Source organism: Bradyrhizobium sp. 159 (genome assembly GCF_023073795.1).
Classification (GTDB): domain Bacteria; phylum Pseudomonadota; class Alphaproteobacteria; order Rhizobiales; family Xanthobacteraceae; genus Bradyrhizobium.
In genome coordinates this window covers 1-23,177 of sequence record NZ_JADPKE010000077.1, presented here as the reverse complement: position 1 = coordinate 23,177, position 23,177 = coordinate 1, and the positions used below count along the sequence as shown (strand labels likewise).

Genomic DNA, 23,177 nt, shown 5'->3' with positions numbered 1-23,177 from the left:
TCGAGCAAGCCGGGAAAGCTACATGGCGCGGCCGACCAGTCGACTTCGCATCCGTGCCATCAGGGTAACATTTGCTGATGCGGCAATACGGGGGGTCAACCTTCGGCGCCGATCGGGGTCAAACCGCGCGCCGAATAACAGCGGATCTCTGAAAAGGCCGTGCAACTCAAAGCAGAGAAGAGCAGAAGATTGCAGAACTCACACCTTTGCATCCCGGCTCCCTAGCCGCCGCGGCCTTGGCAGTTGTGATGCTCTCGGAATATCGATTCAGCACGGTCTTGTACGTCCCCTGCGGCGGCTTATCTGCTGATTAGCACTTGCTGGCCACGACTGCTATTTCATCCAAAGCAACAACAATCAGAAAACAGGAGGACAGCATGAAGTTCCGTCCGCTTCACGACCGCGTTGTGGTCAAGCGCATCGAAGCCGAAGACAAGACCACTGGCGGCATCATCATTCCGGACACTGCCAAGGAAAAACCCTCGCAGGGCGAGATCACGGCGGTTGGTCCAGGCGGCCGCGACGAAGCCGGCAAGCTGATTCCGATAGACCTCCAGGTCGGCGACCGCGTGCTGTTCGGCAAGTGGTCCGGTACTGAGGTCAAGCTCGATGGTCAGGAACTGCTGATCATGAAGGAAAGCGACATTATGGGCGTTCTCGTCGATCTGCCTGCCGCGAAGAAGAAGGTTGCCTAAGCACCAGTCAGTTTTCCTCATCCTGAGCCGTCGGCGCAGCCGGCGTCTCGCAGGATGAGGCCCGCAAGTTCAAATCCCGCTCCTTAAGAGCTCGCCTAGGCGCGATCATTGGGATCTGACCAGTCGAAAACGGAGATCATGATGTCGGCCAAAGAAGTCAAGTTCGGCGTAGATGCCCGCGACAAGATGCTGCGCGGTGTCGAAATTCTCAACAACGCAGTCAAGGTCACGCTCGGTCCCAAAGGCCGCAACGTCGTTCTCGACAAGTCGTTCGGCGCTCCCCGCATCACCAAGGACGGCGTCACCGTCGCCAAGGAGATCGAGCTCGAGGACAAGTTCGAGAACATGGGCGCCCAGATGGTGCGCGAAGTCGCCTCCAAGTCCGCTGATGCCGCCGGCGACGGCACCACGACCGCCACCGTGCTCGCGGCTGCGATCGTCCGTGAAGGCGCCAAGGCGGTTGCCGCCGGCATGAACCCGATGGACCTGAAGCGCGGTATCGACCTCGCCGTGGAAGCCGTCGTTGCGGACCTCGTCAAGAACTCCAAGAAGGTCACCTCGAACGACGAGATCGCCCAGGTGGGCACCATCTCGGCGAACGGCGACGCGGAAATTGGTAAGTTCCTCTCCGACGCCATGAAGAAGGTGGGCAACGAGGGCGTTATCACGGTTGAAGAAGCGAAGTCGCTCGAGACTGAACTCGAGGTCGTCGAAGGTATGCAGTTCGACCGCGGCTATATCTCGCCCTACTTCGTCACCAACGCAGACAAGATGCGCGTTGAGATGGACGACGCCTACGTCCTCATCAATGAGAAGAAGCTGTCTCACCTGAATGAATTGCTTCCGCTGCTCGAAGCCGTGGTGCAGAGCGGCAAGCCGCTTGTGATTATCGCGGAAGACGTCGAAGGCGAAGCGCTCGCCACTCTCGTCGTGAACCGCCTGCGTGGTGGCCTGAAGGTCGCGGCCGTCAAGGCTCCAGGCTTCGGCGATCGCCGCAAGGCCATGCTGCAGGACATCGCGATCCTGACCGGCGGCCAGGCGATCTCGGAAGATCTCGGCATCAAGCTCGAGAACGTCACGCTCAACATGCTCGGTCGCGCCAAGAAGGTGATGATCGACAAGGAGAACACCACCATCGTCAGCGGCGCGGGCAAGAAGGCCGACATCGAGGCGCGCGTCAATCAGATCAAGGCGCAGATCGAGGAGACCACCTCGGACTACGACCGTGAGAAGCTGCAGGAGCGTCTGGCCAAGCTCGCCGGCGGCGTCGCGGTCATCCGCGTCGGCGGCGCGACCGAGGTCGAGGTGAAGGAGCGCAAGGACCGCGTTGATGACGCGATGCATGCCACCCGCGCGGCCGTCGAGGAAGGCATCCTGCCGGGCGGCGGCGTCGCGCTGCTGCGCGCTTCCGAGCATCTCAAGGGGCTGCGCACCAAGAACGATGACCAGAAGACGGGTGTCGAGATCGTGCGCAAGGCACTATCGTATCCGGCCCGTCAGATCGCGATCAACGCTGGGGAGGATGGCTCCGTGATCGTCGGGAAGATCCTGGAGAAGGATCAGTACGGCTACGGCTTTGACTCCCAGTCCGGCGAATACGTCAACCTGGTCACCAAAGGCATCATCGACCCGACCAAGGTGGTTCGGGTGGCGATCCAGAACGCGGCCTCGGTTGCGGCTCTCTTGATCACCACCGAAGCCATGGTCGCCGAAGTGCCGAAGAGGAACGCAGGCAGCGGCGCGCCTGCGGGTGGCGGGGGCATGGGGGGCATGGGAGGTATGGATTTCTAAGCGAGCCGGCTCATGACGAAGAATGGCAGAGAAGGAAACGGATGAACCGATTCCGAGAGGTAGAACGACTATCTGCTTAAAGAGCGCATGTGAGCTGAGATCGCCTGCGCACACCGCAGTCCGGCAAACTCTTCCAGGGAAGCTTCTTTTCGCTTGCCGAGACACCGAGGTGAGACTTGCTGTTCTATCGGCATCGACCGCGAAGTCCTCAAGCGAAAAGCCCGGCCACGATGGCCGGGCTGATCGGTAGTATATTCCAAGTCAGGCAATGCATGGAAGAAATCGGGGAAAGATGTCGCCGTCTGTTCAAAAAGGAACACTCGAACCGATTCTGGCACCACCTGCGCTCAACTGCGAAAGGTAGAGCTCACAAAGGCGCTGCATTTCCGGGAGCCCGCTTCGGGCCCCGCGGGGCAGATACTCGCTGTAGGTGCAGGGCGTTGGCGCCAGACGGCGGCGAACGGGCGCATCGGGCGGTCCCAAGAAGGTCTTTACGCGATTACGTGAGCAATTTGGTACAGACGTCGATCGCTCGACGTGTCTAGCCTCCTTAAGGGGTGAGGCTCGACTTACCTCTAGGTCAAGGTGAAAACGATGGAAATCTCCAGGGAGACAAAAGCTGCCGTGCGGCCGGCACTGTGGGGAGCCGTGGTCGGAGCAATTGCTCTGGCAATCGTGGGTTTTAGCTGGGGCGGCTGGGTGACCGGTGGGACCGCCGAGACGCTCGCGAAGAATAGTGCTGCGACGGCAGTCGTCACAGCACTCACACCCATCTGCGTTGAGAAGTTTCGACAAGCCGCTGATGCGTCGGCGAACTTGGTCGAGATGAAGAAGGCGACCTATGCCTGGGACCAGAGCAAGTTCGTTGAAAAGGGCGGTTGGGCCACGATGCCCGGAAGCACCGAGCCAAACTCGGCCGTTGCAAAAGCTTGTGCCGAATCGCTTGGTAGCAAGAATGCTGCGGGGCTGCGCGGATAGTCAGGACACTCGTGCGGCGGAAAGACCGCTGCCATTGATGGGTCCCGGCCTCATCTTGCAGGCGCAGGCGGCTTATACCGTCGATTCGATGTGACTATCGCCACTTCCCGGGTGAGGGTCGTTTCTTTCCACGCAACCGTTCCGTGAGCCAGAACGCGAAGAGGAAAATTCCTACACACGGCGCGCAGTGTCGGTTGGGATCTTCCGGCACAGGGGTGTCAGCCCAGCGCTGTCCAGGTGGCAGATCAAAGAGTCGACGTTTAGCTGTTCGCCGCGCAATTTCGCTGATGGAGCCCAGCTTGCGCGAGCAGGACCGTTTCAAAAGTTTGCGGCGACCAAATCGTAAGAGCCCCTGCTGCCGCGGCTGTAGATCTTGGCAGCGGCGGCACAGATCAAGTCACGATTGCAATCAAACGCGTTCAGAAAGCCTGGTTCATCGTAGCTGGCATCTGGTTTAAGTCGCTTCAGCGCACCTTCGTTTATGAAGAACGACGCCTCAATAGCGCTGTCGTGTCCCCAAAATCGCACGGCGCGCCGCGTGCGATCATAAGAGCGACTGTGATTTGGAAACTCAATCATGGTTGAGCCGATCAGTTGCCGATATACGAGACTCGCGCCTAGCACGATTTGCATCGGAGGTTGGAGCGATTCAGTTGCGCGAACTCTCAAATGGTTATCTTGGAAGCGTATTACAATGCCGCTCGATGCTAACGACAGCAAGAAAGTTGCGCTTGGCCCTCGTCATTCTGCGAATAGGCACTACATCTTAGTCATCACCGCGCGCTCCTCGGCTGTTATCGGTGACTGAGAGCATTGTGCTCCCGCCGCGGCCAAGAGGCGGTCAAATGTCGAATATCTCCAAGTTCAGTGTTCGCGAGTGGATGGTACCTCCCGTATTGCTGCCGATCTTTTTCGTGCTGCTGATCGCTGCTGCAGTGCTTGTTCAGTGGTAATTCCTCCCGGCAGGCGAGCGTCATCAGCTCCAGCCAATGGCCCATTCGGGCCAAGGAAAGGGAGCCAAATCGTTTGTGTTGGCTTCTGAACTGAGCGTCACAGCGGCAAACGCCCTGGATAGAGTTCGCAAGATGCCGCCGGACATCAGCGCGCGAAGGCGTCCGCTCCACCGTTCATGCACGCCGGCTGCTGATCAATATTGCTCACGTTCCAAGAGAATGGGCGCCAGGTGCGGTCAAGGAGTTCGACCCGCATCCGGTGCATCCTGAGCCTGCAGCCTTGTTCAGTCCGCCGTATGAAGTGCTGGCTTTGTAGACTGAGCAATATTGCTCAGCAAAACATCCCGACCTGGATCAATATGCTGGTTCGCAGGGGCGAACTCGGCGGAAGGAGCCAACTATGAATCCGATCACCGCATTTCTTGCGATGGCCTGCGTCGCTATCGGCGCGGTGCTTGGCCTGATGGGTTACTTCGCGCTCGGCACCGCTTCGCTGATCGCCGCGATCGTCATCGCCTCCGCGCTGAAGATGGCAAACACCTGGCAGAAGTTCGTTATCCTCCGCGCCGGCAAATTGCGCGGCGTGAAAGGGCCCGGACTTTTCGTGATCATTCCGGTTGTCGATAGTGTCGTTGCCGTCATTGACGAGCGTATCCAGACTACCGCTTTCAGCGCCCAGGAGGCCCTGACGAAGGACACCGTCCCAGTGAACGTGGACGCCATCATTTTTTGGTTCGTCCATGACGCACAGAAGGCGGCCTTGAACATTACGAACTACCGGGAAGCCATCGATCGTGTCGCCCAGACTTCGCTGCGCGAAATGATCGGCTCCTCGATGCTAGCGGCGCTCTTGTCGGAGCGGACCGCCGCTGACCAGCTGTTGCGAAGCGAAATCGGACGCAAAACGGCCGACTGGGGCATCTCAGTGAGGTCAGTCGAGATCCGCGACGTCGCGATCCCGGTGGCTTTGCAGGATGCGATGTCTCGGCAAGCGCAGGCCGAGCGGGAAAAGCAGGCCCGTGTAATCCTCGGATCGGCCGAAGCCGCCATAGCCGGCAAATTCGTCGAGGCGGCCGTGATCTATGCGGGGCGGCCGGCGGCATTGCAGCTCCGCGCCATGAACATCATCTATGAGACAACCAAGGAGCGCGGCACCACGATCCTGATGCCGACATCGATGGTCGACAGCATGAACCCCGTCGTGGCCTTGGCTTTGGCGAGCCAGGACAAGACCGTGTCGGCCGAGAAAACCGGCTCGCTGCCGCTGAGCACCCCGTTCACACAACAGAAAAACGCTTCCAAGGTTGACGAGACTTCGCTTGCTCTCGAGCCAACTTGACACACCCAACGCGGTTTTGGAGCTGTTACTAAGGGACCGTCGGTGGATACGCTCGAACGCACCTGTCCGAAAGCAGTCTAGACATGGTTCAAGGCCCCTCAGAAACCCGCGCGTTGGCGCAGTTGCTTGCCCACTATCGCCAACCCCATAACGCGCGCGGCGTTTTCGAGCTTTTGATCACAGCAGTACCCTTCTTTGTCATCTGGGCTCTAATGTTGGCCGTTGTTGTCCGCGGCCATTGGATTGGTCTGCTGCTGGCAGCGCCCGCGGCGGGCCTGCTCGTTCGTCTCTTCATGATCCAGCATGACTGCGGCCATGGGTCGTTCTTCCGCGGCCGTCTTGCGAACGATTGGGTCGGCCGAGCCATCGGCGTTGTTACCCTAACTCCTTACGATTACTGGCGACGCAACCATGCGCGCCATCACGCGAGTTCGGGTAATCTCGATCATAGGGGCTCCGGCGACATTGATACATTGACCGTGAAAGAGTTTGCCGCACGGCCTCGATGGCGACAGATTCTCTATCGTCTGTACCGGCATCCGATCGTAATGTTCGGCGCAGGTCCCACATATCTGTTCATTTTGCGGCATCGCTTGCCGATAGGGTCGATGCGCAGCGGCTGGCGGCCCTGGCTGAGTACAATGGGTACGAACGTCACCATCGCGGTTCTGATCGCCGGCATGATTGGGCTGGTTGGCCTAGGGCCATTCCTGCTGGTGCATCTGCCGATCGTGGTTCTGGCTGCGTCAATCGGTGTCTGGCTGTTCTATGTTCAGCACCAGTTCGAGGAAACATCGTGGTCCCGTGATGAGGCGTGGAGTTTTCACGAAGCTGCGCTGCATGGCAGTTCGCACTATCACTTGCCGGCTGTCTTGCGCTGGTTTACGGCGAACATCGGCGTCCATCACGTGCATCATCTATGCAGTCGAATTCCCTGCTATCGGTTGCCGGACGTACTCCGGGATCATCCGGAACTCGCTGCCGTGGGACGGATTACGCTTTTGCAAAGCCTGCAGTGTGTGCCGAGGGCCTTGTGGGATGAGAAAGGGCGGCGACTCATTTCGTTCCGAGAGGCCCGCTCCGGCAAACTTTCCAATGTGAGCAATATTGACCAGTGAGCGCGGCATTTTTGAAAGCATACTACCGCTCTGATCGCCAGAGATTGGCCGCCGTTGTCTAACATTCCGTTATTGGCTTGAGGTCTCAAACAGGTTCCCGTGAGCGGCGCATTGAAGCCGTCCTCGAAACGCGCATTTCAGTCCCGCAGCGATGTGCGATGCGGTCAGGAAAGCGGTCGCGGTTCATTTTCTAGGAGTCTCCTAATGGTTGAAAATGCGCCGCAGAGTAGATTTTTCGTTCGCGCGGGAGGTGTCGGCTGGATGGTCTACGATCGAGAACGCAGGGGGCCGGCTCTGATTGGAACCGATGTGGCGGATCGTTTGTCGAAGGAACAAGCAGAACAGGCGTCCGCGATCCTACTTGCTTCAGCACAGAAGACCTGAAGCTTAAAGCTCAAGAGCGGGGCCGCCTCACTTCGCGGACTGACAAGGCTAGCCTCGGGTTTCGCACCATTTGCCGTGCGGGCACAGGCCGCTGAAGTTGGGCCAAGTCATCGGCCCTCTTAGACAATTGACTCGCTCGCGTTAGCACACGTCAAACCACGATGTGCGATTTGATCGCCGCGCGGTCAGCATTTTCTGGCATTTTCTACGTATGAGAGTTATCTTCAGCGTTTCTATCTATGGCAGTTCGCTGGAGACCAGAGAAGATCGGTTCTCGCATAATTGTGTGACGCGCCGCCGCCACGATCGGAAAACCGATGCTTAAATTGCTGGCACGATGCGCGGTGATCTCTCTTGTGCTGACTTCGGCGCTCGCCGCCGAACCGGTCAAGCTCAAATTGGCGTTCTTCAGCTCCGACCGCTCGACGAGTTATCTCGCCGCGGTCAAGCCGTTCGTCGACGCGGTCAACGCCGAGGCCAGAGGCCAGATCGAAATTGAAACCTATTTCAGCGGCGCGCTTGGCAAGGACCCGGCTGAGCAGCCCCAGCTCGTGCTCGATGGTAGGGCGGACATCGCCTACGTCGTGACAGGGCTGACGCGCAATCGATTTGCGGATAATGCAATCCTCGAATTGCCCGGCCTGTTTGCGAGCATGCGGGAGTCCGTTGCGGTGTTCACCCGGCTGATGGCAGTCAACGCGCTGCAAGGATACGATGACTACATCGTGATCGGCGCTTATGTCAGCGAACCCGAGACGTTCCACAGCAATATCCCGATCACGTCGCTGAATGATCTGAAGAACAAGAGAATTCGCGTCAACAATCCTGGCGAAGCCGCAGCGCTCGAAAAGCTGGGGGCGCGGCCTGTGCTCCTGCCGGTCAACAAGATCTCCGAAGCCATCGGCAACGGGAGCATCGACGGCGCCCTCGTGAACCCTGCTTCAGTGGTCGATTACGGCGTCAAACGCGTTGCGACTTATCACTACCTTCTTGGCATCAGCGGCGCGCCGCTGATGGTGTTGATGAACCGGAAGACATTCAACCGGCTGCCGAAAACAGCGCAGTCGATCATCCTCAAATACAGTGGTGCGTGGTCTGCCGGACGCTTCGTAGATACCTACGAAGCTGTGGAAAGCAGCATTATGGGGGAGCTAAAGTCCGATCCCAACCGTCACGTGATCATGCCCTCGCCGTCGGACCTGGATGCGGCAAATGCCGTGTTCGCGACCATTGCCGATGATTGGGCTTCGAAAAGTCAGCGCAATGCCGAGCTGCTGAAAACGGTCCGGGCCGAGCTCACGAAAATGCGATCGACCCGGTAGCCGCGGATGCCATCATTCGCCAGCATCGGGCCTCAGCGAAACATCGTCGTCATCTGCGCCGCTCTTGCTATCCTGTTGCTGGGCACCGGGGCGACCCTGAAGATCACGACCGATCATCTTCTCCGTCAAGACGCGACGTCGACCGCTCGCAGCTGGGCCCGGTTCCTGACAGCCAGTGTCGCCGATCTCGAGCAGATTGCCGGCGGCGAGCAGCCGTCCGCCGCAAGCCTAGCGTTCTTCCTGTCGGCGCGAAATTCCGGTGAGGTCTTTCAATACGAGATCTTCAACCGCAATGGTTATTCGCAGCTCGTGTCGACCCCAGAAAAGATCGCACTCCTCGATTTGTCGGTATACAGCCCCGATGCGGCGCGATCGGTCGCGGAGGCTCAACCTATCGTCGATGTCAGGGAGGGCAATTCGGTCGACCGACCGGCATTCTTCGCGCGCGCCTATGTCCCGGTCCAGGCCGACGGCCGTCACATTGCGGTCGTTGCGGCCTACGTGGATGAAACGGAGCAACGCAGGAGTTTTCACAATACGTTCCTGACCGCAGCCGCATTCCTTTGCCTGCTGTCGGGCCTCGCCTTCTCCATTCCCGCAGTTGCGTGGTATCGTGAAACAAAGGTGAAGCAGGTTGACCGACGCATCCGCTTCCTCGCCCACCATGACGCGTTGACCGGGCTGGCCAATCGTCCCCAGTTGATCGAAAAGCTGGAGAGAGCGCTCGCTCACTTGCCGACGCGGGGCGGCAGCCTTGCCGTGCACTTCATCGACGTCGACCGCTTCAAGGAGGTCAACGATACGCTTGGTCATGACGGCGGCGACTTTCTGCTCAAGTCCATCGCCGAGCGTCTGCGCGCTGCGGTCCGGATCGATGACGTGGTGGCCAGGCTCGGCGGCGACGAGTTCGTCGTCGTGCAGAACGACGTCGGCGGCAGGATGCAGGCCGAGACCTTTGCGCGCCATCTTGCCACCGCCGCAAATGCTTCGGTGAAGTTCAAGCAGCACGAGATACTCACCACCGCTAGCATCGGCGTGGCGCTGGCGATGGAGGAGGACACCACCCCGGAGCGATTGCTCAAGAGTGCCGACCTCGCCCTCTACGCGGCCAAGGCCGCCGGCCGCAACTGCATCCGGTTCTTCGTGCCCGAGATGGATACCGAGCTACAAGCGCGCATCGAGCTCGAGAGAGCGATTCGCGAGGCCGTACAGAATGATCGCTTCGAATTGCATTACCAGCCGCTCTTCGAAGTATCTCAGCGCCGCCTTGCCGGCTTCGAAGCGCTGATCCGGATGCATGCAGCGGACGGGACCCTCGTTCCGCCACTGGCCTTCATCCCGGTCGCCGAGGACTTGCGACTTATCGACAAGATCGGGGCGTGGGTGTTGCGGGAGGCATGCCGCACCGCCGCAACCTGGCCGGCGCACCTGACCGTTGCAGTAAACCTGTCACCCCAGCAGTTCGTGGCGGGCACCATCAGCGACATCGTGGCTGCCGCACTGAAGGAGGCGGAACTCGCGCCGCACCGGCTCGAACTGGAGATTACCGAAGGCTTGCTGCTCGGCAGCACCGAAACGATCATGGCGCAGCTCCTGACTCTCAAGGCGATGGGCGTGGCCATCGTAATGGACGATTTTGGTGCAGGCTATTCGAGCTTCAGCTATCTGTGGCGCTTTCCGTTCGACAAGATCAAGATCGATCGAACCTTCATGCAGGGCCTCGACGGCCCCCATCGCCAGGTCGGAGCGGTGGTCAAAGCGATCATCGCGCTTGGACGCGAGTTGCACATGCGCGTAACGGTCGAAGGCGTCGAGACCGCCAGCCAGGCGGCGTTTCTCGATACGGCGGACGGTGATCAGGTCCAAGGGTTTTTCTTCGGCCGGCCGGTCCCGGCCTCGGAACTCGGCGCCAGCATTCTGGCGGGCTTCGCGAAGACAATGCCGCCGGCTTCGCCCGTGCCCAAGCTGCATGTGGTCAACGCCACGGCTGAAAGGTAGCACGAACCTGCACCTCCGTGGGCGGAGCGGCTTCCGGCCCTCCGCCATTGTAGACCATTCTCGCGTTTCGGTTAGCGCTTGTCTCACCAACATGACATTTTTCTTCCGTGGCCTGCATCTCTCGCCGAGGTTGCGAATTGGTGATCATGCCTACCATGGAAAATCAATCGCGTTGCACCTCCGCGGCCGAACGCGGCAGCCCACACACAGGTGGCCCTCTCACGACGCCGATCGACGGCGCAACAAATGGCGGGTCCGGTCCACGGCATGCGTTGGACGGGCATCTTGATCCCGGCAAGACCGAGGTCTCGGAGACTGACGCTCCGACCGCGAATGTGGCGCAATCCAAGCCGAGCCGGATACCACTGCGATTTGTGAAGGCAGCCGCGGGCATCGCTATCGTCGCAGTATTCGGCTGGCTCCCCCTGAGAGCGGTTTTCCAGACGTCAAGCGTCGAAGCCGTCGTCAACGCGAGGCTGGTGACATTGAGATCGCCGATCGACGGCAAGATTTCATCCGGCGCCGGCCTGTTGGGCGATCCAGGGATCGTCGCCGAGGGCACGTTCATCCTGCGCGTCGTCAACCCGCGCGGTGACCGCGTGCGGCTCGATGATCTGCGCAGCCAGATGTCTCGCCTGGAAAACGAAAGGCCAAGCCTCGTTTCGAAGATAGCTTCGGCCCGGGCAGCGCAGAAGGATCTGGCGCGTCAGGCGGCCTTGTTCACGGAGGGGCGTATTCGTCAGCTCGAGGCGCGCATCGCCGAGATCCAAACCTCGATCGAAGCGGCCGCGGCGCGTCGCGAAGAGGCGGCGGCTGCCGTGCAAAGAGCCTTGTCGCTCATCAAGTCAGGCAGCGTTTCCTCCGTCGAGCTTGGGCGCTTGACGCGAGATCAAACCATAGCCCTGCAGACCGAGATCGGCGCGCGCCGCCACCTGGATGCGACCCAGGTCGAGCTCACCGCCGCGCGCGAAGGCACGTTTCTCGGCGACAGCTACAACGATCGTCCGAGTTCGGTGCAACGTGAGGAGGAAATGCGGCAGCGGGCGGAAGGGCTCACCGCGGACGTCGCGCATGCGGATGCGCAGATCGCGTGGCTCGAGGGTGAGATTGAAGCCGAGCGATCTCGCTACATCAGCCGCTCGGAAGCGGAGATCACATTCCCCGTCGCCGGTCGCGTCTGGGAAATCCTGACTGCGCCAGGTGAGGACGTCCGGGCCGGCCAACCGCTCGTTCGCCTACTCGATTGTTCCGGCGCGGTGGTGACGGCGAACGTCAGGGAGAGTGTGTATAACAGCCTGCAACTTGGATCGGTCGCGCATTTCCGACCGAGCGCCGAAGGGCCCGAGTTGGCCGGCACCGTGGTCAATCTCACGGGCTCCGCAGGAGCCGCGGCCAACCTGGCCATCAATCCCGATGCGCTGAGCAAGGAACCATATCGTGCCACGATTTCGCTCCCCGCCCTTAACGATGGCTCCAACGATTGTCCGGTCGGGCGAACCGGACGCGTCATCTTCTCGGCAGATAGTGCGAGAAAGCCATGATCGCCGCGCTGACACCGGGCCTTCTTGCGCTCGGATTCTGCCTTGCCATCCTGCCCTGGCTCCGGCTTGGGAACTCTGCGGCGCGTTCGCTGATGATCGCAATCGCATTGCTGCTCATGGCCCGCTATTTTGGATGGCGCACTACATCCACGCTCCCGCCCGTCGGCTGGACCGTTGATTTCGTCGTTGGAGCCTTGTTCCTCGTCGTCGAGGCTGCATCACTCGCGGCGGGTGCACTGTCGCTGCTGTTTCTAAGCCGCACGACCGATCGAACACCGCAAGTCGAAGCCAACAGGCGATGGCTCGCCGGACAGGAATCTCCCCTGATCGACGTGTTTATTTGCACCTACAACGAGGAGGTTTCAATTCTTGAGCGCACGATCGTCGGCGCAACCGGAATGAACTATCCTAACTATCGAGTTTGGGTGCTGGACGACGGGCGACGCGACTGGCTCGAGGAGCTTGCAGGCGAGCTCGGCTGCCGCTATCTCACACGGCCCGACAACAAGGGCGCCAAGGCCGGCAACATCAACCACGCTCTGCGGCATGTGACGGGGCTCGCCGATCCCCCCGACTTCATTTCGGTCCTGGACGCCGATTTCGTTCCCATGCCCGAATTTCTCGCTCGCGCGATGTGCCTGTTCCGTGATCCCGGCGTAGGCGTGGTGCAAACGCCTCAGCATTTCATCAATGCGGATCCGATCCAAACCAACCTGGCCGCGAGCAAGGTCTGGCCGGACGAGCAGCGCTTCTTCTTCGATATTATGATGCCAGCGAAGGACGCGTGGGGCGTGGCTTTCTGTTGCGGCACGTCGTCGGTCATCAGACTCTCGTCACTTATGAAAATCGGCGGCTTTCCGACCGCTTCCGTGACGGAGGATTATCTCCTGACGCTGCGGCTGAAGGAAATTGGCGCGCGCACGGTGTACCTGAACGAGCGTCTGACCTTGGGGTTGGCCCCCGAGGGACTCAAGGAATACATCACTCAGCGCAGCCGATGGTGTCTTGGCTTCATGCAGATCTTTCGGGGGCCCAGCGGCCCCTTTTCCCGAAGATCGCGGCTGGATTTCGTCGACCGGCTGTCCCTCGTCGAAGCGTTCATGAGTTGGACCTCGACCTATGTCGTCAAGGTCTTCGGTCTTGTCGTTCCGAGCCTGTATCTTCTGTTCGGCATCAAAGCCGTTCAGGCGGATCTGTCCATACTCCTCGAATATTTCCTGCCGTTTTATGTCTGGTACTCGCTCACCATGGCCTGGATTTCTCGTGGACGGTCAATGGCGGTCATGTCCGACGTCACTCAATACATTGCTCTACCGTCGGTTCTCAAAGCGGCCGCGACCGGACTATTCAAGCCGCTGGGGCACAAATTCGAGGTCACGGCAAAGGGCGGGGATCGGGATCAAGGTTTCATCGAATGGCCGCTGCTTAGGGTCTACGGCTGCGCGTTGGCGATTACGCTCGCCGGAATTGCCTATTCCTTCGTGCTTCATGCGCAAGGCGACGTTATCGCCTATGGCGGCCTGGCGCTGTCCTGGAGTTTATATAATGCGGTCATTCTGACGATCGTCTGCCTGGTGTCCATCGAGCAGCCGCGGCGGCGAAAGGCCGAGCGGTTCGAGCGAGCTGAGCCGGTTCTTTTCAATATCGGTGGACGGTCCGGCATCTACCGTCTGGCCGATATGTCGATCACGGGTGCCCGCTTCGTGAGCAACGATCCCCCACCTGTTGGCACTGCCGTTCATTGCACTCTTCGGAAGAGGACTGTCGCCGCTCTGGTCGTGCGGCGCACTGGGGATGGATTTGCGGTCCGGTTCGATGAGACCCTCAACACGCGCGTTGATCTCATTCGAGCTTTCTATTCCGGTGACTACGTCACCGCATTCACCGGCATACGCACCGTCCCCCTCGGCAAAGCAATCATGATGCGGATTTTCGGGTGACTACGATTTGCGGGCGATAGGCGTCGCCGCTGTTCGGGCGCTGCACGGAACGGGTTGGGCAGCATGGCTGTCCCACCAAGATGTCGTGCTGATGGGCGGCAAGAGCGAGCCACAACGGAGAGCGTCGCCGCAGATCAGGGCCGGTTGATAACTAACGCGCTCGTCGTTGAAACTGATCAATATTGAGCAGCGAATCGGTGTCTCTAAGAGCATGTATCCTTGGGGGCGGGCTGTTGGGAGGAAGGAATGATCGCCGAGCGAAAGCCACCCAGCTTTTGGCCTCAGAGTCCGGACGACGACATGCGAATGATTGGCGCCCTTCGCTCTCTCGAAAAAGAGAATATAGAGCTGAAAGAGCTGGTCGTCCGCCTTTCGGAGACCATCCTTCGATATGTCGAAGGGCGGCGCTGAGTTCGCGAAACGATGCGCTGAGCCAGATGTCCGTTGAGCGGGTCACGGCCGTAGCGAAGCTAGGCTCGCACCCTCGGCTTCGTCGCGGCAATGCCTACATCGGTGGTTTCAGCGCCTGATCGCTTCGGTTGCGCGCGTGCTATGTCGGCGCCCGCAGCTCGCCCTGAAACCAAGCTAAAGTATTTGCGCATTTCATCGGGTCGACTGCTTCGTCGAGGAGCTGGTGGATGAGATCACAAGCGGGACATTCGAAGGTATGAATGCGAAAGCCGGCGTGACCGGGCGTAATGCGCGCCAGCATCATGCTTATCTGGCATTTGGGACACATCGGTCGCTGGATGGTCATGGAGCTAGCCTTGATCAGGGCGGGAGCGCGAAACTCCCAGTCACCGGTGGATGCCACTGGGGGCGGTGATGCACCATTGTGGAACTATGCATGCTGCTGCCGCTGACCAATATTGATCACCTCCCGAACTAGCGTCGGGTATCCCAAACACGCGCTTTCACGATTCGACTCATTTTTCGAGTACGCAATTGTCAGATCGTTCCCATGGATAGGCGTCCTACCGGCCCTGGCTGGCCTGTCTGCGCCGACGCGCCGCCGGCAGATGGCTAGCCGACCGGCCGATGAGAAATTCGCTGCGCGCGAGCAGCGGCCCGTTCGTCGTACGAACACACGCCGCGGAACAGACCAGCGAGAACTGAGGGCCTTGAAGCAACCATTGGTGGCGCGCAACGTTGATCCACCACCAAACGAACAAGGAAACATAAATGTCAGATCAGATCCGGACAGACCAGAATTTACCGCACCAACCGAATGGCAATGATCAACTCAATACAGGAGCTTCGTCCAGCGCCTTGCCTGGGGGCTTCCTTGCGATTGCCAGTGCTTACGGGGACTACACGAAGAAGTCGCTTGAGGACACGAAACTGTTTGTTGAGAAGCTCTCGGGCGTAAAGTCGCTCGACAAGGCGATCGAGGTTCAGGCCGACTTCGCCAAGGCAACTTATGACACGTTCGTTGCGGAGTCGCAGAAGATCGGCCTGCTCTATGGCGAGCTTGCCAAGCAGTCGTACAAGCCATTCGCAGGGCTTGTCGCAAGGATGACCCCGACAAATCGGTAACATGTCTGTCCCGCGGTGCCGGAGCAAAGTGGCTCTGGTTCATCGCGAGGCATAACTGAGCTTGGCAAACGAGCTCGCCTTGAGGAGCATTATGGCCAGTGTCAATCCGATTTTCGAAAGCTTATCCGTTGACCCAGGGCAGGTAACCGCCGTGAACGCAGCGTACGACCTAGCATGTCGAACGCTTCAACACATCGGCCAGCTGGAGGTAGATCGGGAAATCATTGCCAGGAGAATTGTGCAGGCTGCGGGCGACGGCGAGCGCGATGTCGGCAAGCTGTGCGAGCGTGCCATCCATGGACTGACCGCGCTCGACTATCGGCAGCACAGCACCTAAAGCCCCGAACGATCGACCGGCCGGCAGCGAAGCTCCGACAGCGGGCCGAACAAACGTCCCATGGTGGTTTTGTAATCACCGCTTTGGCTGGTGAACTGATGATGGGTTCGCGCTTTGATTCGTTGGAGAACCAGCTTGCGCCGCATATTCAAATCCTTTGTATTTCTGATGGCCGCCGTCTACTTCTTGGTGGACGTCGTGCTTTTCGCTCTCGCCAAGCCTGTACTTCGCTGGCTGGCGGATTGCTGGGTCTTTGAGAGCGTGCGGGCGTGGATTGTGTCGCTGGGGCCGTATCCGACCTTGGCTTTGTTCATCGTGCCGGTTGTTCTGCTGGAGCCCGTCAAGCCAGTCGCAGCTTACCTGACGGCGACAGGACACTTCGTTGGAGGACTTATGGTCCTCGTCCTTGGCGAGCTCCTCAAATTCCTGCTTGTTGAGCGGCTTTTCAGACTTAGCCGCGAGAAACTTATATCAATTCCTGCTTTCGCCTGGTGCTACGACAAGTTCTGTCAAGCCCAGGACTGGGTCGTCAGTCTGGAGGCATGGCAATTCACGCGCCGCTTAAGTGTGCTTGCCAAGCACGCTATTCAAAACTACGTCCTCGAATTTAAGACCGCGCAGAAGCAAAAGAGGCCTTTTTTGCGAGCACGCTTAGTGCCTGTTCGAGAGCCAATTCAGCCAGACGCGAGAGCGCGTCCGGGAGCCCGAACGAAAGGCTGAATGTAATCGTCGTCAATTTACGGCGCCTATCTTCCAACCGAAGACAGCAGCGGAACTATAGTCTGTTGAGACCGTTCCACCCTATGGCCGACGCTCGTCGGCATAGACTCGATTTGAATTGGAAAATATCAGATGAAGAAGTCCTTAATGGTGTCTGCGGCCGTTGCCGCCCTATTGGCCACGACCGGACTTGCGACAGCGCAAGGCGCCGCTCAAGGAGCAGCGAAGGAAGCCCCGGCTGCCGCCTCGCCCAAAGGCGATACTGCGGTGCCGATGAACGCACCAGCGGCAAAGGGAGCCGAGACAGCAACGCCGGGCGCTGCGTCAAAAGAGGGCAAGCCTCAACATGTGCAGGTCAAGCCGGACGCAAAAGCGACCGGCGACATGAAAGCCGAGGGCCGGTCGAAGGCATCGGACCCGACTGCTCCGACCGCCACTTCGAAGGACATGAAGAATCCGACCGCTGAATCGAAGTCACTTTTTGACAGCAAGACCGCAAGCGAGCAGAAAGCCGACAGCAAGGCAAAGGCCGTTGATTCGACCGCCACCTCAAAGGACTTGAAAACGCCGACTGCCGAGACCAAGCCCTCGACTTCCGACAGTAGGACGACGGGAAATGCGGCAACCTCGGCGACGGCATCGCCTCCCGCCGAGAAGCGCACCCAGATAACCTCGGCGATCAGGCAAGAGAAGGTCGAGAAAGTCACGAACGTGAATTTCAACCTCTCGATCGGAACGTCTGTCCCAGCCGGCGTCCGGTATTACCCGATGCCGTCACGTATCGTGGAAATCTATCCGGAATGGCGCGGATACGACTTCATCCTCGTGCACGGCAAGTACTTCATCCTTCGTCCGCGCACGCATGAGATCGTTTACATCATCGAGGGTTAGGCGAGCTCGGCAACCACACGACAAGCAGCTACAAAACGCGAGGGCGGCTCAGGAGCCGCCCTCAACATCTGAACCGGGCGCTGCGCGTGATGCTGTTTTTCTCATCCGCGTGTCTTCTTGCGAAAGCGAGCAATATTGACCAGCGCAGAGGGAACCTAAAAAGCTAGGTTGTTTGGATGACCGCCCTACCATAGGCAACAATCGGTGACTGAGAGTGTCGCGCTCCCGCCTGGTTCTCAAGGGGAGTATCATGCCGTCTAGTCAATCCAATCCAAGGCTTAGTGCCGCAGACTTCAGAATTCATGGCTGCTCGAGATGCCGCACACCGATGACGTTGGTCTGCATCGAACCGGACAAGCCCGGTTTTGATGTGCGTACCTTTAAATGCGCCAGGTGCGGTCACGACGAAGTCGTCCTCGTAGCAATCTGAGCAGTTTCCTGGTCAGCTTGTTAGCCAGCCTGAAGAGCGGAGCAAGCCTTTCCCGCCTGTGCTTTCGCCAAGCTTGACGATGGAAAGGGGTGGTTGACACCGAAGAGATGGTTCGCTCGTCTCCAGAGGAAAACCATGGTTGCCGACATGCCGCCGCCGCAAAATCCTTCCGTACCGCTGGAGGTCGATCCGCCAGAGCCACACGCTGCGGCAATCGAGGCTGCCAATGAGACGGAGATGCCGCTTCCATCTGATCCGCGGACGTTCTTTCTCGGTGGCCTGTTCGGATTAGGTGTCCTGGCGGCGCTCTACGTGGCAAGCTCGATCATCCTTCCAGTCATGCTTGCCCTCGTGCTGAATCTCCTGCTTCAACCCGCTGTCCGCCTCTTGGGGCGTTTGCATCTCCCCCGGGGCTGTCGGAGCGCTCTTCACCGTGTTTCTGGTCATTGGAGCGCTTGTAGGACTGGTGGCGGCGTTATCGGTACCGGCCACGACCTGGGCTGAGCGGCTGCCCGAAGGCATCCCGCGCCTGGAGGCACACCTACGGCTTGTCAGCGGGCCGATCCAAGCGTTGCAAAAGGTCATCCAACAGGCCGAGCAGGCTGCAGATGCTCCGCCTGGCAAGGGGTCAATTGTTTCGGTTCGCCGCGATCTGGGCATAACCGGCGTCCTTTTCGCCGGCACGCGCTCTATACTCGATGGCCTGTTTACGACGGTCCTGGTGCTCTATTTTCTTCTGGTCGCGGGCAACATATTCCTGCGGCGGGTCGTTGAAATCCTGCCGACGTTCAGCAACAAGCGACAGGCTGTCGATATCTCTCAGCAGATCCAGGAGGACATATCAGGATATCTGCTAACAATTACGGCCATGAATGCCGGGGTGGGTGTCACGACGGCGGCAGCGATGTATCTTTGCGGCTTGGGAGATCCGCTGCTGTGGGGCACCACGGCCTTCCTTCTGAATTACATTCCAATTTTGGGGCCGCTTTTCGGCGTCTGCATCTTCGTCCCGGTCGGAATGCTGAGCTTCGAGAGCTTGTGGTGGGCCTTGCTGCCGCCGGTGCTCTACTTTGGCATTCACCTCGTCGAGGGCGAAACATTGACGCCCCTGCTGCTTGCGCGGCGCTTCACGCTGAACCCGGTGCTGATTATCCTGTCGCTGGTGTTCTGGTTCTGGATGTGGGGCGTGCTTGGTGCGATTTTGGCTGTGCCGATGCTGGCTATTCTGAAGATTATCTGCGACAGGTTGCGCCCACTAAAAGCGCTGGGTCATTTCCTCGAAGGGGAATAGTGACGCCGACTGGCGTTTTCACGCACCTTTTTGGTGTGCCGGGTCTCGACCTCGCATCCCTGGCGGAACGAACACCGTCGGCGCGACTTGGTGAGGGGCGACCGGTTGCATATGCCCCCCAAAGCATCCGATGAAATGACGGCCTCAGCGCGCCCCCACGCCCTGGGGTCGTTTCTTGCGACCGCCCTGCTAATCGCGCTCTCTCAGCAGGGGCTTCTCATGCAAAACCGCGCTCAACAGCGAATTGTGGACCTCGATGTGCCCATTATAGCTGATGAGGCCCAGCTTGCGAAACTTGTTCATGAAATAGCTAACACGGGATCGCGTGGTCCCGATCATCTCCGCCAATGTTTCCTGACTAATGTTCGCGCTGATCGGCTGCGGATTGCCTTCCTTGCCGAAATTGGCGAGCAGCAACAGCAGTCGAGCAAGCCGCCGCTCGCTCGAATTGAAGAGCTGGTCGATCAGGTCCTCCTCAATCCGACTGTTCCGGGTCAGGAGATACGACATGAAGAGCTGTGAAAATTTCGGCTCGTCACGAATAGCCCCCATCATCGCGTCTTTGGTGATCGACGTGATAACGCAATCTTCCATCGTCGTTGTCGTCGCGATACGTAAAGGATGACCGTTCATGCATCCTTCGCCAAAGAATTGGCCGGGCTCCAGAATTGCGACGACCGCCTCCTTACCCTGCTCAGACACGACCGTTAGCTTGACTTTGCCTTTTTGAATGTAAAATACCGAGTCTGCGACGTCGCCTTGCTGGAACACATGCTGGTTCTTGGGAAGCTCGAGAATCGTTTTGCCCCCGCCCACTTTGGCGAGGAATTCTTTGGGGTCAAAGACGTCCTTGATTGGCTTTGCCACGGGAGCCTCCTTTGACTCAATAAACTTGCCCGATTTCGGCTAGCGGCCAAGCGCCCAGGCGTTTTGAACCGAGCGACGAGTGCTGTTTTAGCCAGCTAATCACTTGCGGGGCTTTGCCCCATTCTCAAACATTACCTGCTCATTTCCACCACTTCTACGAAAAAACCGACTTTTTGAGCGCGTCAGTTCGCGGCCCGCCGCGCACATCGCCTGCTGGCCTGCGTAACCTGCGTCAGGATGCTAGCCTCAACTCAACCCGAGATCGGCGGAGCGAGGCAGTTCGCGATTCCGAGTTTGATAGACGTCCTATGGCGATGGCTCGCCGTCAGCCTGTCGCCGTCGGCGCACCGTTGGCTGTTTCGGTATCAGCCATTCCTTCATGTCTGCGGCGAAGCGAAGTTGCGCGGCGCTTCTGATGGCTTTGCATCGCATCGAGCCGGGCGGCAACTTCTCTGCCTGTGCCAAAGCCTCAGATGCCCGGGCAGCCCAATCGTGACGATCGAGATCATTGGGCGGTGATTCTGTCATGTCATCCTTACTACTTTGGCTCTCAAGTCGCTGCGTCGTGAATCGGAAAAGACGGAAGCACGATTGAACTCTCCGGTGCTCATGGATGCCGATGATCGTGCGGTGATGAGGTAGTATGCCGGCTCGGCAGCCTAGTCCGCTGGTCAATATTGCTCACTCTTGTGCCATCTTATTTGTACGCCGGGGGCTCGTTATTCGAACCTTTGATCCCCATATTTAGGCAAGTTCGACCATCGAGGATGGTCGGAGATGGGCCGAGACTTCAAACGAAAGGGCCCGGCATGTTTAAATCTCAGCAGTATCGTGCAAAAGCAGCCGAGTACGACGAACTGATTAAGCGTTCGACCGACCCGGATGAGATCCGTAGATTTCAAGAGCTGCAGGACCGATTTGCCTCGCTCGCCGATAACGAGCAGGGACTGGCGGACGAGTACGACAATGCAGCGCACGTGGCTGAACAGGGCCGATCGCACGGCGTAGCCCTTGCAGCCGAAGAAGAGCTTGTTCTGCGGTGTCTTGGCGCAGCCATCATCATTCAATGGAACGCTCTACCGACGACGCTGCAACGGGAGATTTTCGACACCGCCGGGTCGATTGGCAAATTGCTGGAGACGGCGGCGCTCCGCGGCCAAATCGCCCGATTTCTTCATAACCACAAGGATGACGCCGGTCGCGGCAAATTGCCTGTAACAGAAGACATGCCCGCCGATGCGCGATCGTGCACTTTGGCTCTCTCACGGTGGGACAATGAGGGAGGCGCAGTTTGCGACGGGCTGCCGATCTAACCGGACGCCCATAACAGGAGGTTTCCATGTCACTTACACAGTTTCGGGTCGATGACAGTCCACATACCATGGACGGATTGCGGCTTCTTGCTCAGGATGGAAATGAACAGATCGAGGCGTTCATGGGCCGGAAGGTGATGGACGTTTGGGCGGAGTCTGTCGAGCACCGTGGAGGACGACAAAGTCTGTTCCGCGGTCAATACAATGCGCTTGGCAGGCTGAACCTTGCCGCACTTCAGCGGATTGTGAGCGCGAAGTACCAGCGAGGCGCCGCATTCAACCGCCAGCATCCCTTTGTCGAGGTTCTATTCTCTGACATTACGGAAGCGGCGAGGCTTTAGATCTAAGTGAACTCGTTCGGGAGGCGTTGCCGCCAGCATTTCATAGACTGGCCTGAGACCTGGACCACGAGAAATCTCGCGACTGGAGTCATGTGGGCTCAATACCACAATCGTAGAAGATGACCGCGCTTGGCGATAAGCAGAGCTGCGAAACCACAGCTCGGTCGTGGCGGCAAGATCCTGGAGGATCAGTACAATACGGTTTCGACCACAGTACATTCAACAACAATTCGGAGAACAAGATCGATATCGAGCCGGACAAAAGTGCCCAATGTGATCTGGAATGCCTCCTCGGTGGCAGCCCTCCTGATCGGCAGGATGGCCATCGTCGCCGAGCCGAAGCTCCGGCCGCCGGCGGACACATGGCGCCCGAGAATGCGGATGGCGACGCCCGGCCTTTTGCCTTTCTGATATAGTTCGTTGCGTAGGTCTCGAGATCTTATGCCGACGCCGGGAGCGGGAGGAACCGATGTCCATTCGGATACGAGATTCCCATTTCCGCTCTATCGTCAAGGCCGTCAGTTGGAGGGTTACCGGTAGTATCGACACCTTCGTGCTAAGTTTCATCTTCACGGGCAGCGTAAAGGTTGCAGGCTCGATCGCCGGCGCTGAAGCGATCACGAAAATGATCCTCTACTATCTTCACGAAAGAGCCTGGTCCGTCATTCTCTGGGACCAGCGAGGACCAACCGGTGGCGAGTCCAGCTCAACCTGATTCGCGCTTGGCTCACTGCGCAGGAGCGACTTCGGCCTATTTAGTAGTTGGAGGAGCGAGCGTCGACCGACATGGGTAAGGTCTGCAAAGCGTAGAAAAGGAAGATTTCCGTTAAATTCTCTCTCTCGCGCGTCGTCGCCTCCTGCGCCTGCCCCGATAGGGGATCCTTCTGTGGGCCTCGTTGGTGCTCTCTCGCAAAGCGATCAAAGTGAGCAGCTGTGTATTGAGATCCTTTGAAATGGATCGGAGGTAAAAAAGCTTATCGTCGAGTGACTGCATTGATCCGCCAACCCCCATTTTGGCGGAATATGATCTTGAAACTCGGACGGCCGCTGGTCAATATTGACCACTCTCGGATCAATGGATAGCCGCTTTGGTCGCGGGAAGGTCAATTGGTTTCATCTTCCGCAACGAGGTGACCAAAAGGGGAGTTATTCATCAGGTGCAGAATCGGCGTAGCGTGCTGGCATGCTCGAGCGGATTGCTTGTCCTAGCGCTACCCCAAAACGGCGACGCACCGAAGTCATCGCTTCCATCAAATGGCAAGTCAGTGCCGCCGGTGAGCCCCCGGGGGCGGAGCAGGGGAATCGCATGTGAGCGTTCTCTGTAAGGCATTGCGAATTGGGCAGAAATCGATTCTGAAGGTGGCTCCTGAGTTGGAAGGAGCGGCCGATGGA

At 58.8% G+C, this 23,177-nt stretch carries 20 protein-coding genes and 1 pseudogene; 17 read left to right on the top strand and 4 right to left on the bottom strand.

Going from position 1 to position 23,177, the window contains the following annotated elements; translation table 11 throughout:
* The first annotated feature begins 377 nt into the window (after positions 1-377).
* The 3 genes from IVA96_RS21160 (at position 378) to IVA96_RS21150 (ending at position 3,464) form a co-directional block, all read left to right on the top strand.
* Entirely contained in the window at positions 378-695 is a 318-nt protein-coding gene (locus IVA96_RS21160) for a co-chaperone GroES (protein WP_247419046.1), read from the top strand.
* Between the two features lie 141 nt (positions 696-836).
* A complete protein-coding gene (groL, locus tag IVA96_RS21155) occupies positions 837-2,486 on the top strand; it encodes a chaperonin GroEL (protein WP_247419039.1) in 1,650 nt (549 codons plus the stop codon).
* A 594-nt stretch (positions 2,487-3,080) separates the two neighbouring features.
* The gene (locus IVA96_RS21150) at positions 3,081-3,464 is read left to right on the top strand and encodes a hypothetical protein (protein ID WP_247419037.1); all 384 of its coding nucleotides are present in this window, start codon (positions 3,081-3,083) and stop codon (positions 3,462-3,464) included.
* A gap of 318 nt (positions 3,465-3,782) precedes the next feature.
* Here IVA96_RS21150 and IVA96_RS21145 read toward each other — a convergent pair whose 3' ends face one another.
* Entirely contained in the window at positions 3,783-4,043 is a 261-nt protein-coding gene (locus IVA96_RS21145) for a DUF1488 domain-containing protein (protein ID WP_247419035.1), read from the bottom strand.
* A gap of 903 nt (positions 4,044-4,946) precedes the next feature.
* Between IVA96_RS21145 and IVA96_RS21140 the strand changes: the two genes are divergently transcribed.
* The 6 genes from IVA96_RS21140 to IVA96_RS21115 all read left to right on the top strand — a co-directional run bounded on the left by IVA96_RS21140 (position 4,947) and on the right by IVA96_RS21115 (position 14,059).
* Positions 4,947-5,756, top strand: a complete 810-nt coding sequence (locus tag IVA96_RS21140) for a slipin family protein (RefSeq protein ID WP_247419033.1) — start codon at positions 4,947-4,949, stop codon at positions 5,754-5,756.
* A gap of 83 nt (positions 5,757-5,839) precedes the next feature.
* Entirely contained in the window at positions 5,840-6,874 is a 1,035-nt protein-coding gene (locus tag IVA96_RS21135; RefSeq protein WP_247419031.1) for a fatty acid desaturase, read from the top strand.
* A gap of 701 nt (positions 6,875-7,575) precedes the next feature.
* Complete coding sequence (gene dctP, locus IVA96_RS21130; RefSeq protein WP_247419029.1) at positions 7,576-8,580, top strand: TRAP transporter substrate-binding protein DctP; 1,005 nt, start codon at positions 7,576-7,578, stop codon at positions 8,578-8,580.
* A gap of 6 nt (positions 8,581-8,586) precedes the next feature.
* Positions 8,587-10,578: a GGDEF and EAL domain-containing protein gene (locus tag IVA96_RS21125; protein WP_247419027.1), complete on the top strand. Its 1,992-nt coding sequence runs from the start codon at positions 8,587-8,589 to the stop codon at positions 10,576-10,578.
* Positions 10,579-10,733: 155 nt separating this feature from the next.
* Entirely contained in the window at positions 10,734-12,119 is a 1,386-nt protein-coding gene (locus IVA96_RS21120; protein ID WP_247419057.1) for an HlyD family efflux transporter periplasmic adaptor subunit, read from the top strand.
* Positions 12,116-14,059 carry a glycosyltransferase gene (locus IVA96_RS21115; protein ID WP_247419025.1) on the top strand — a complete coding sequence of 648 codons (1,944 nt, stop codon included), beginning with the start codon at positions 12,116-12,118 and terminating at the stop codon, positions 14,057-14,059. The genes IVA96_RS21120 and IVA96_RS21115 overlap by 4 nt, the downstream gene beginning before the upstream one ends.
* 550 nt (positions 14,060-14,609) lie before the next feature.
* Here IVA96_RS21115 and IVA96_RS21110 read toward each other — a convergent pair.
* Positions 14,610-14,816: a response regulator gene (locus tag IVA96_RS21110; protein WP_247419024.1), complete on the bottom strand. Its 207-nt coding sequence runs from the start codon at positions 14,814-14,816 to the stop codon at positions 14,610-14,612.
* A 425-nt stretch (positions 14,817-15,241) separates the two neighbouring features.
* On the opposite strand from IVA96_RS21110, the gene IVA96_RS21105 reads away from it, so the two are divergent.
* Positions 15,242-15,595, top strand: a complete 354-nt coding sequence (locus tag IVA96_RS21105) for a phasin family protein (protein WP_247419023.1) — start codon at positions 15,242-15,244, stop codon at positions 15,593-15,595.
* A gap of 91 nt (positions 15,596-15,686) precedes the next feature.
* Positions 15,687-15,932 (top strand): hypothetical protein, encoded by a 246-nt coding sequence (locus IVA96_RS21100; RefSeq protein ID WP_247419022.1) that lies wholly within the window; start codon positions 15,687-15,689, stop codon positions 15,930-15,932.
* Here the strand turns inward: IVA96_RS21100 and IVA96_RS21095 are convergent.
* On the bottom strand, positions 15,929-16,078 hold the full coding sequence (locus IVA96_RS21095; RefSeq protein ID WP_247419021.1) for a hypothetical protein: 150 nt from the start codon (positions 16,076-16,078) through the stop codon (positions 15,929-15,931). The genes IVA96_RS21100 and IVA96_RS21095 overlap by 4 nt on opposite strands.
* Here IVA96_RS21095 and IVA96_RS21090 point away from each other — a divergent pair.
* From IVA96_RS21090 to IVA96_RS21080, 3 genes are all read left to right on the top strand, one after another.
* The gene (locus IVA96_RS21090) at positions 16,068-16,652 is read left to right on the top strand and encodes a hypothetical protein (RefSeq protein ID WP_247419020.1); all 585 of its coding nucleotides are present in this window, start codon (positions 16,068-16,070) and stop codon (positions 16,650-16,652) included. The two genes, IVA96_RS21095 and IVA96_RS21090, sit on opposite strands and share 11 nt — an antisense overlap.
* Before the next feature lie 147 nt (positions 16,653-16,799).
* The gene (locus tag IVA96_RS21085) at positions 16,800-17,543 is read left to right on the top strand and encodes a DUF1236 domain-containing protein (RefSeq protein ID WP_247419019.1); all 744 of its coding nucleotides are present in this window, start codon (positions 16,800-16,802) and stop codon (positions 17,541-17,543) included.
* A gap of 863 nt (positions 17,544-18,406) precedes the next feature.
* Positions 18,407-19,264 carry an AI-2E family transporter gene (locus IVA96_RS21080; RefSeq protein ID WP_247419018.1) on the top strand — a complete coding sequence of 286 codons (858 nt, stop codon included), beginning with the start codon at positions 18,407-18,409 and terminating at the stop codon, positions 19,262-19,264.
* Between the two features lie 189 nt (positions 19,265-19,453).
* On the opposite strand, the gene IVA96_RS21075 is transcribed toward IVA96_RS21080, so the two are convergent.
* The gene (locus IVA96_RS21075) at positions 19,454-20,131 is read right to left on the bottom strand and encodes a Crp/Fnr family transcriptional regulator (RefSeq protein ID WP_247419017.1); all 678 of its coding nucleotides are present in this window, start codon (positions 20,129-20,131) and stop codon (positions 19,454-19,456) included.
* Between the two features lie 809 nt (positions 20,132-20,940).
* On the opposite strand from IVA96_RS21075, the gene IVA96_RS21070 reads away from it, so the two are divergent.
* The 3 genes and pseudogenes from IVA96_RS21070 to IVA96_RS21060 all read left to right on the top strand — a co-directional run bounded on the left by IVA96_RS21070 (position 20,941) and on the right by IVA96_RS21060 (position 22,500).
* The gene (locus IVA96_RS21070; protein WP_247419016.1) at positions 20,941-21,444 is read left to right on the top strand and encodes a hypothetical protein; all 504 of its coding nucleotides are present in this window, start codon (positions 20,941-20,943) and stop codon (positions 21,442-21,444) included.
* 26 nt (positions 21,445-21,470) lie between these two features.
* A pseudogene (locus tag IVA96_RS21065) lies at positions 21,471-21,841 on the top strand (signal transduction histidine kinase).
* 413 nt (positions 21,842-22,254) lie between these two features.
* A complete protein-coding gene (locus IVA96_RS21060) occupies positions 22,255-22,500 on the top strand; it encodes a DUF2061 domain-containing protein (RefSeq protein WP_247419014.1) in 246 nt (81 codons plus the stop codon).
* Positions 22,501-23,177: the final 677 nt, after the last annotated feature.

Bases quoted from the DNA above. Each gene is read 5' to 3' on its own strand.
- IVA96_RS21145 (WP_247419035.1), bottom strand. From the start codon at position 4,043: ATGATTGAGTTTCCAAATCACAGTCGCTCTTATGATCGCACGCGGCGC.
- groL (WP_247419039.1), top strand. From the start codon at position 837: ATGTCGGCCAAAGAAGTCAAGTTCGGCGTAGATGCCCGCGACAAGATG.
- dctP (WP_247419029.1), top strand. From the start codon at position 7,576: ATGCTTAAATTGCTGGCACGATGCGCGGTGATCTCTCTTGTGCTGACT.
- IVA96_RS21070 (WP_247419016.1), top strand. From the start codon at position 20,941: ATGTTTAAATCTCAGCAGTATCGTGCAAAAGCAGCCGAGTACGACGAA.
- IVA96_RS21110 (WP_247419024.1), bottom strand. From the start codon at position 14,816: ATGACCATCCAGCGACCGATGTGTCCCAAATGCCAGATAAGCATGATG.
- IVA96_RS21160 (WP_247419046.1), top strand. From the start codon at position 378: ATGAAGTTCCGTCCGCTTCACGACCGCGTTGTGGTCAAGCGCATCGAA.
- IVA96_RS21115 (WP_247419025.1), top strand. From the start codon at position 12,116: ATGATCGCCGCGCTGACACCGGGCCTTCTTGCGCTCGGATTCTGCCTT.
- IVA96_RS21100 (WP_247419022.1), top strand. From the start codon at position 15,687: ATGGCCAGTGTCAATCCGATTTTCGAAAGCTTATCCGTTGACCCAGGG.
- IVA96_RS21095 (WP_247419021.1), bottom strand. From the start codon at position 16,078: ATGCGGCGCAAGCTGGTTCTCCAACGAATCAAAGCGCGAACCCATCAT.
- IVA96_RS21140 (WP_247419033.1), top strand. From the start codon at position 4,947: ATGGCAAACACCTGGCAGAAGTTCGTTATCCTCCGCGCCGGCAAATTG.
- IVA96_RS21060 (WP_247419014.1), top strand. From the start codon at position 22,255: ATGTCCATTCGGATACGAGATTCCCATTTCCGCTCTATCGTCAAGGCC.
- IVA96_RS21105 (WP_247419023.1), top strand. From the start codon at position 15,242: ATGTCAGATCAGATCCGGACAGACCAGAATTTACCGCACCAACCGAAT.
- IVA96_RS21135 (WP_247419031.1), top strand. From the start codon at position 5,840: ATGGTTCAAGGCCCCTCAGAAACCCGCGCGTTGGCGCAGTTGCTTGCC.
- IVA96_RS21120 (WP_247419057.1), top strand. From the start codon at position 10,734: ATGGAAAATCAATCGCGTTGCACCTCCGCGGCCGAACGCGGCAGCCCA.
- IVA96_RS21085 (WP_247419019.1), top strand. From the start codon at position 16,800: ATGGTGTCTGCGGCCGTTGCCGCCCTATTGGCCACGACCGGACTTGCG.
- IVA96_RS21125 (WP_247419027.1), top strand. From the start codon at position 8,587: ATGCCATCATTCGCCAGCATCGGGCCTCAGCGAAACATCGTCGTCATC.
- IVA96_RS21150 (WP_247419037.1), top strand. From the start codon at position 3,081: ATGGAAATCTCCAGGGAGACAAAAGCTGCCGTGCGGCCGGCACTGTGG.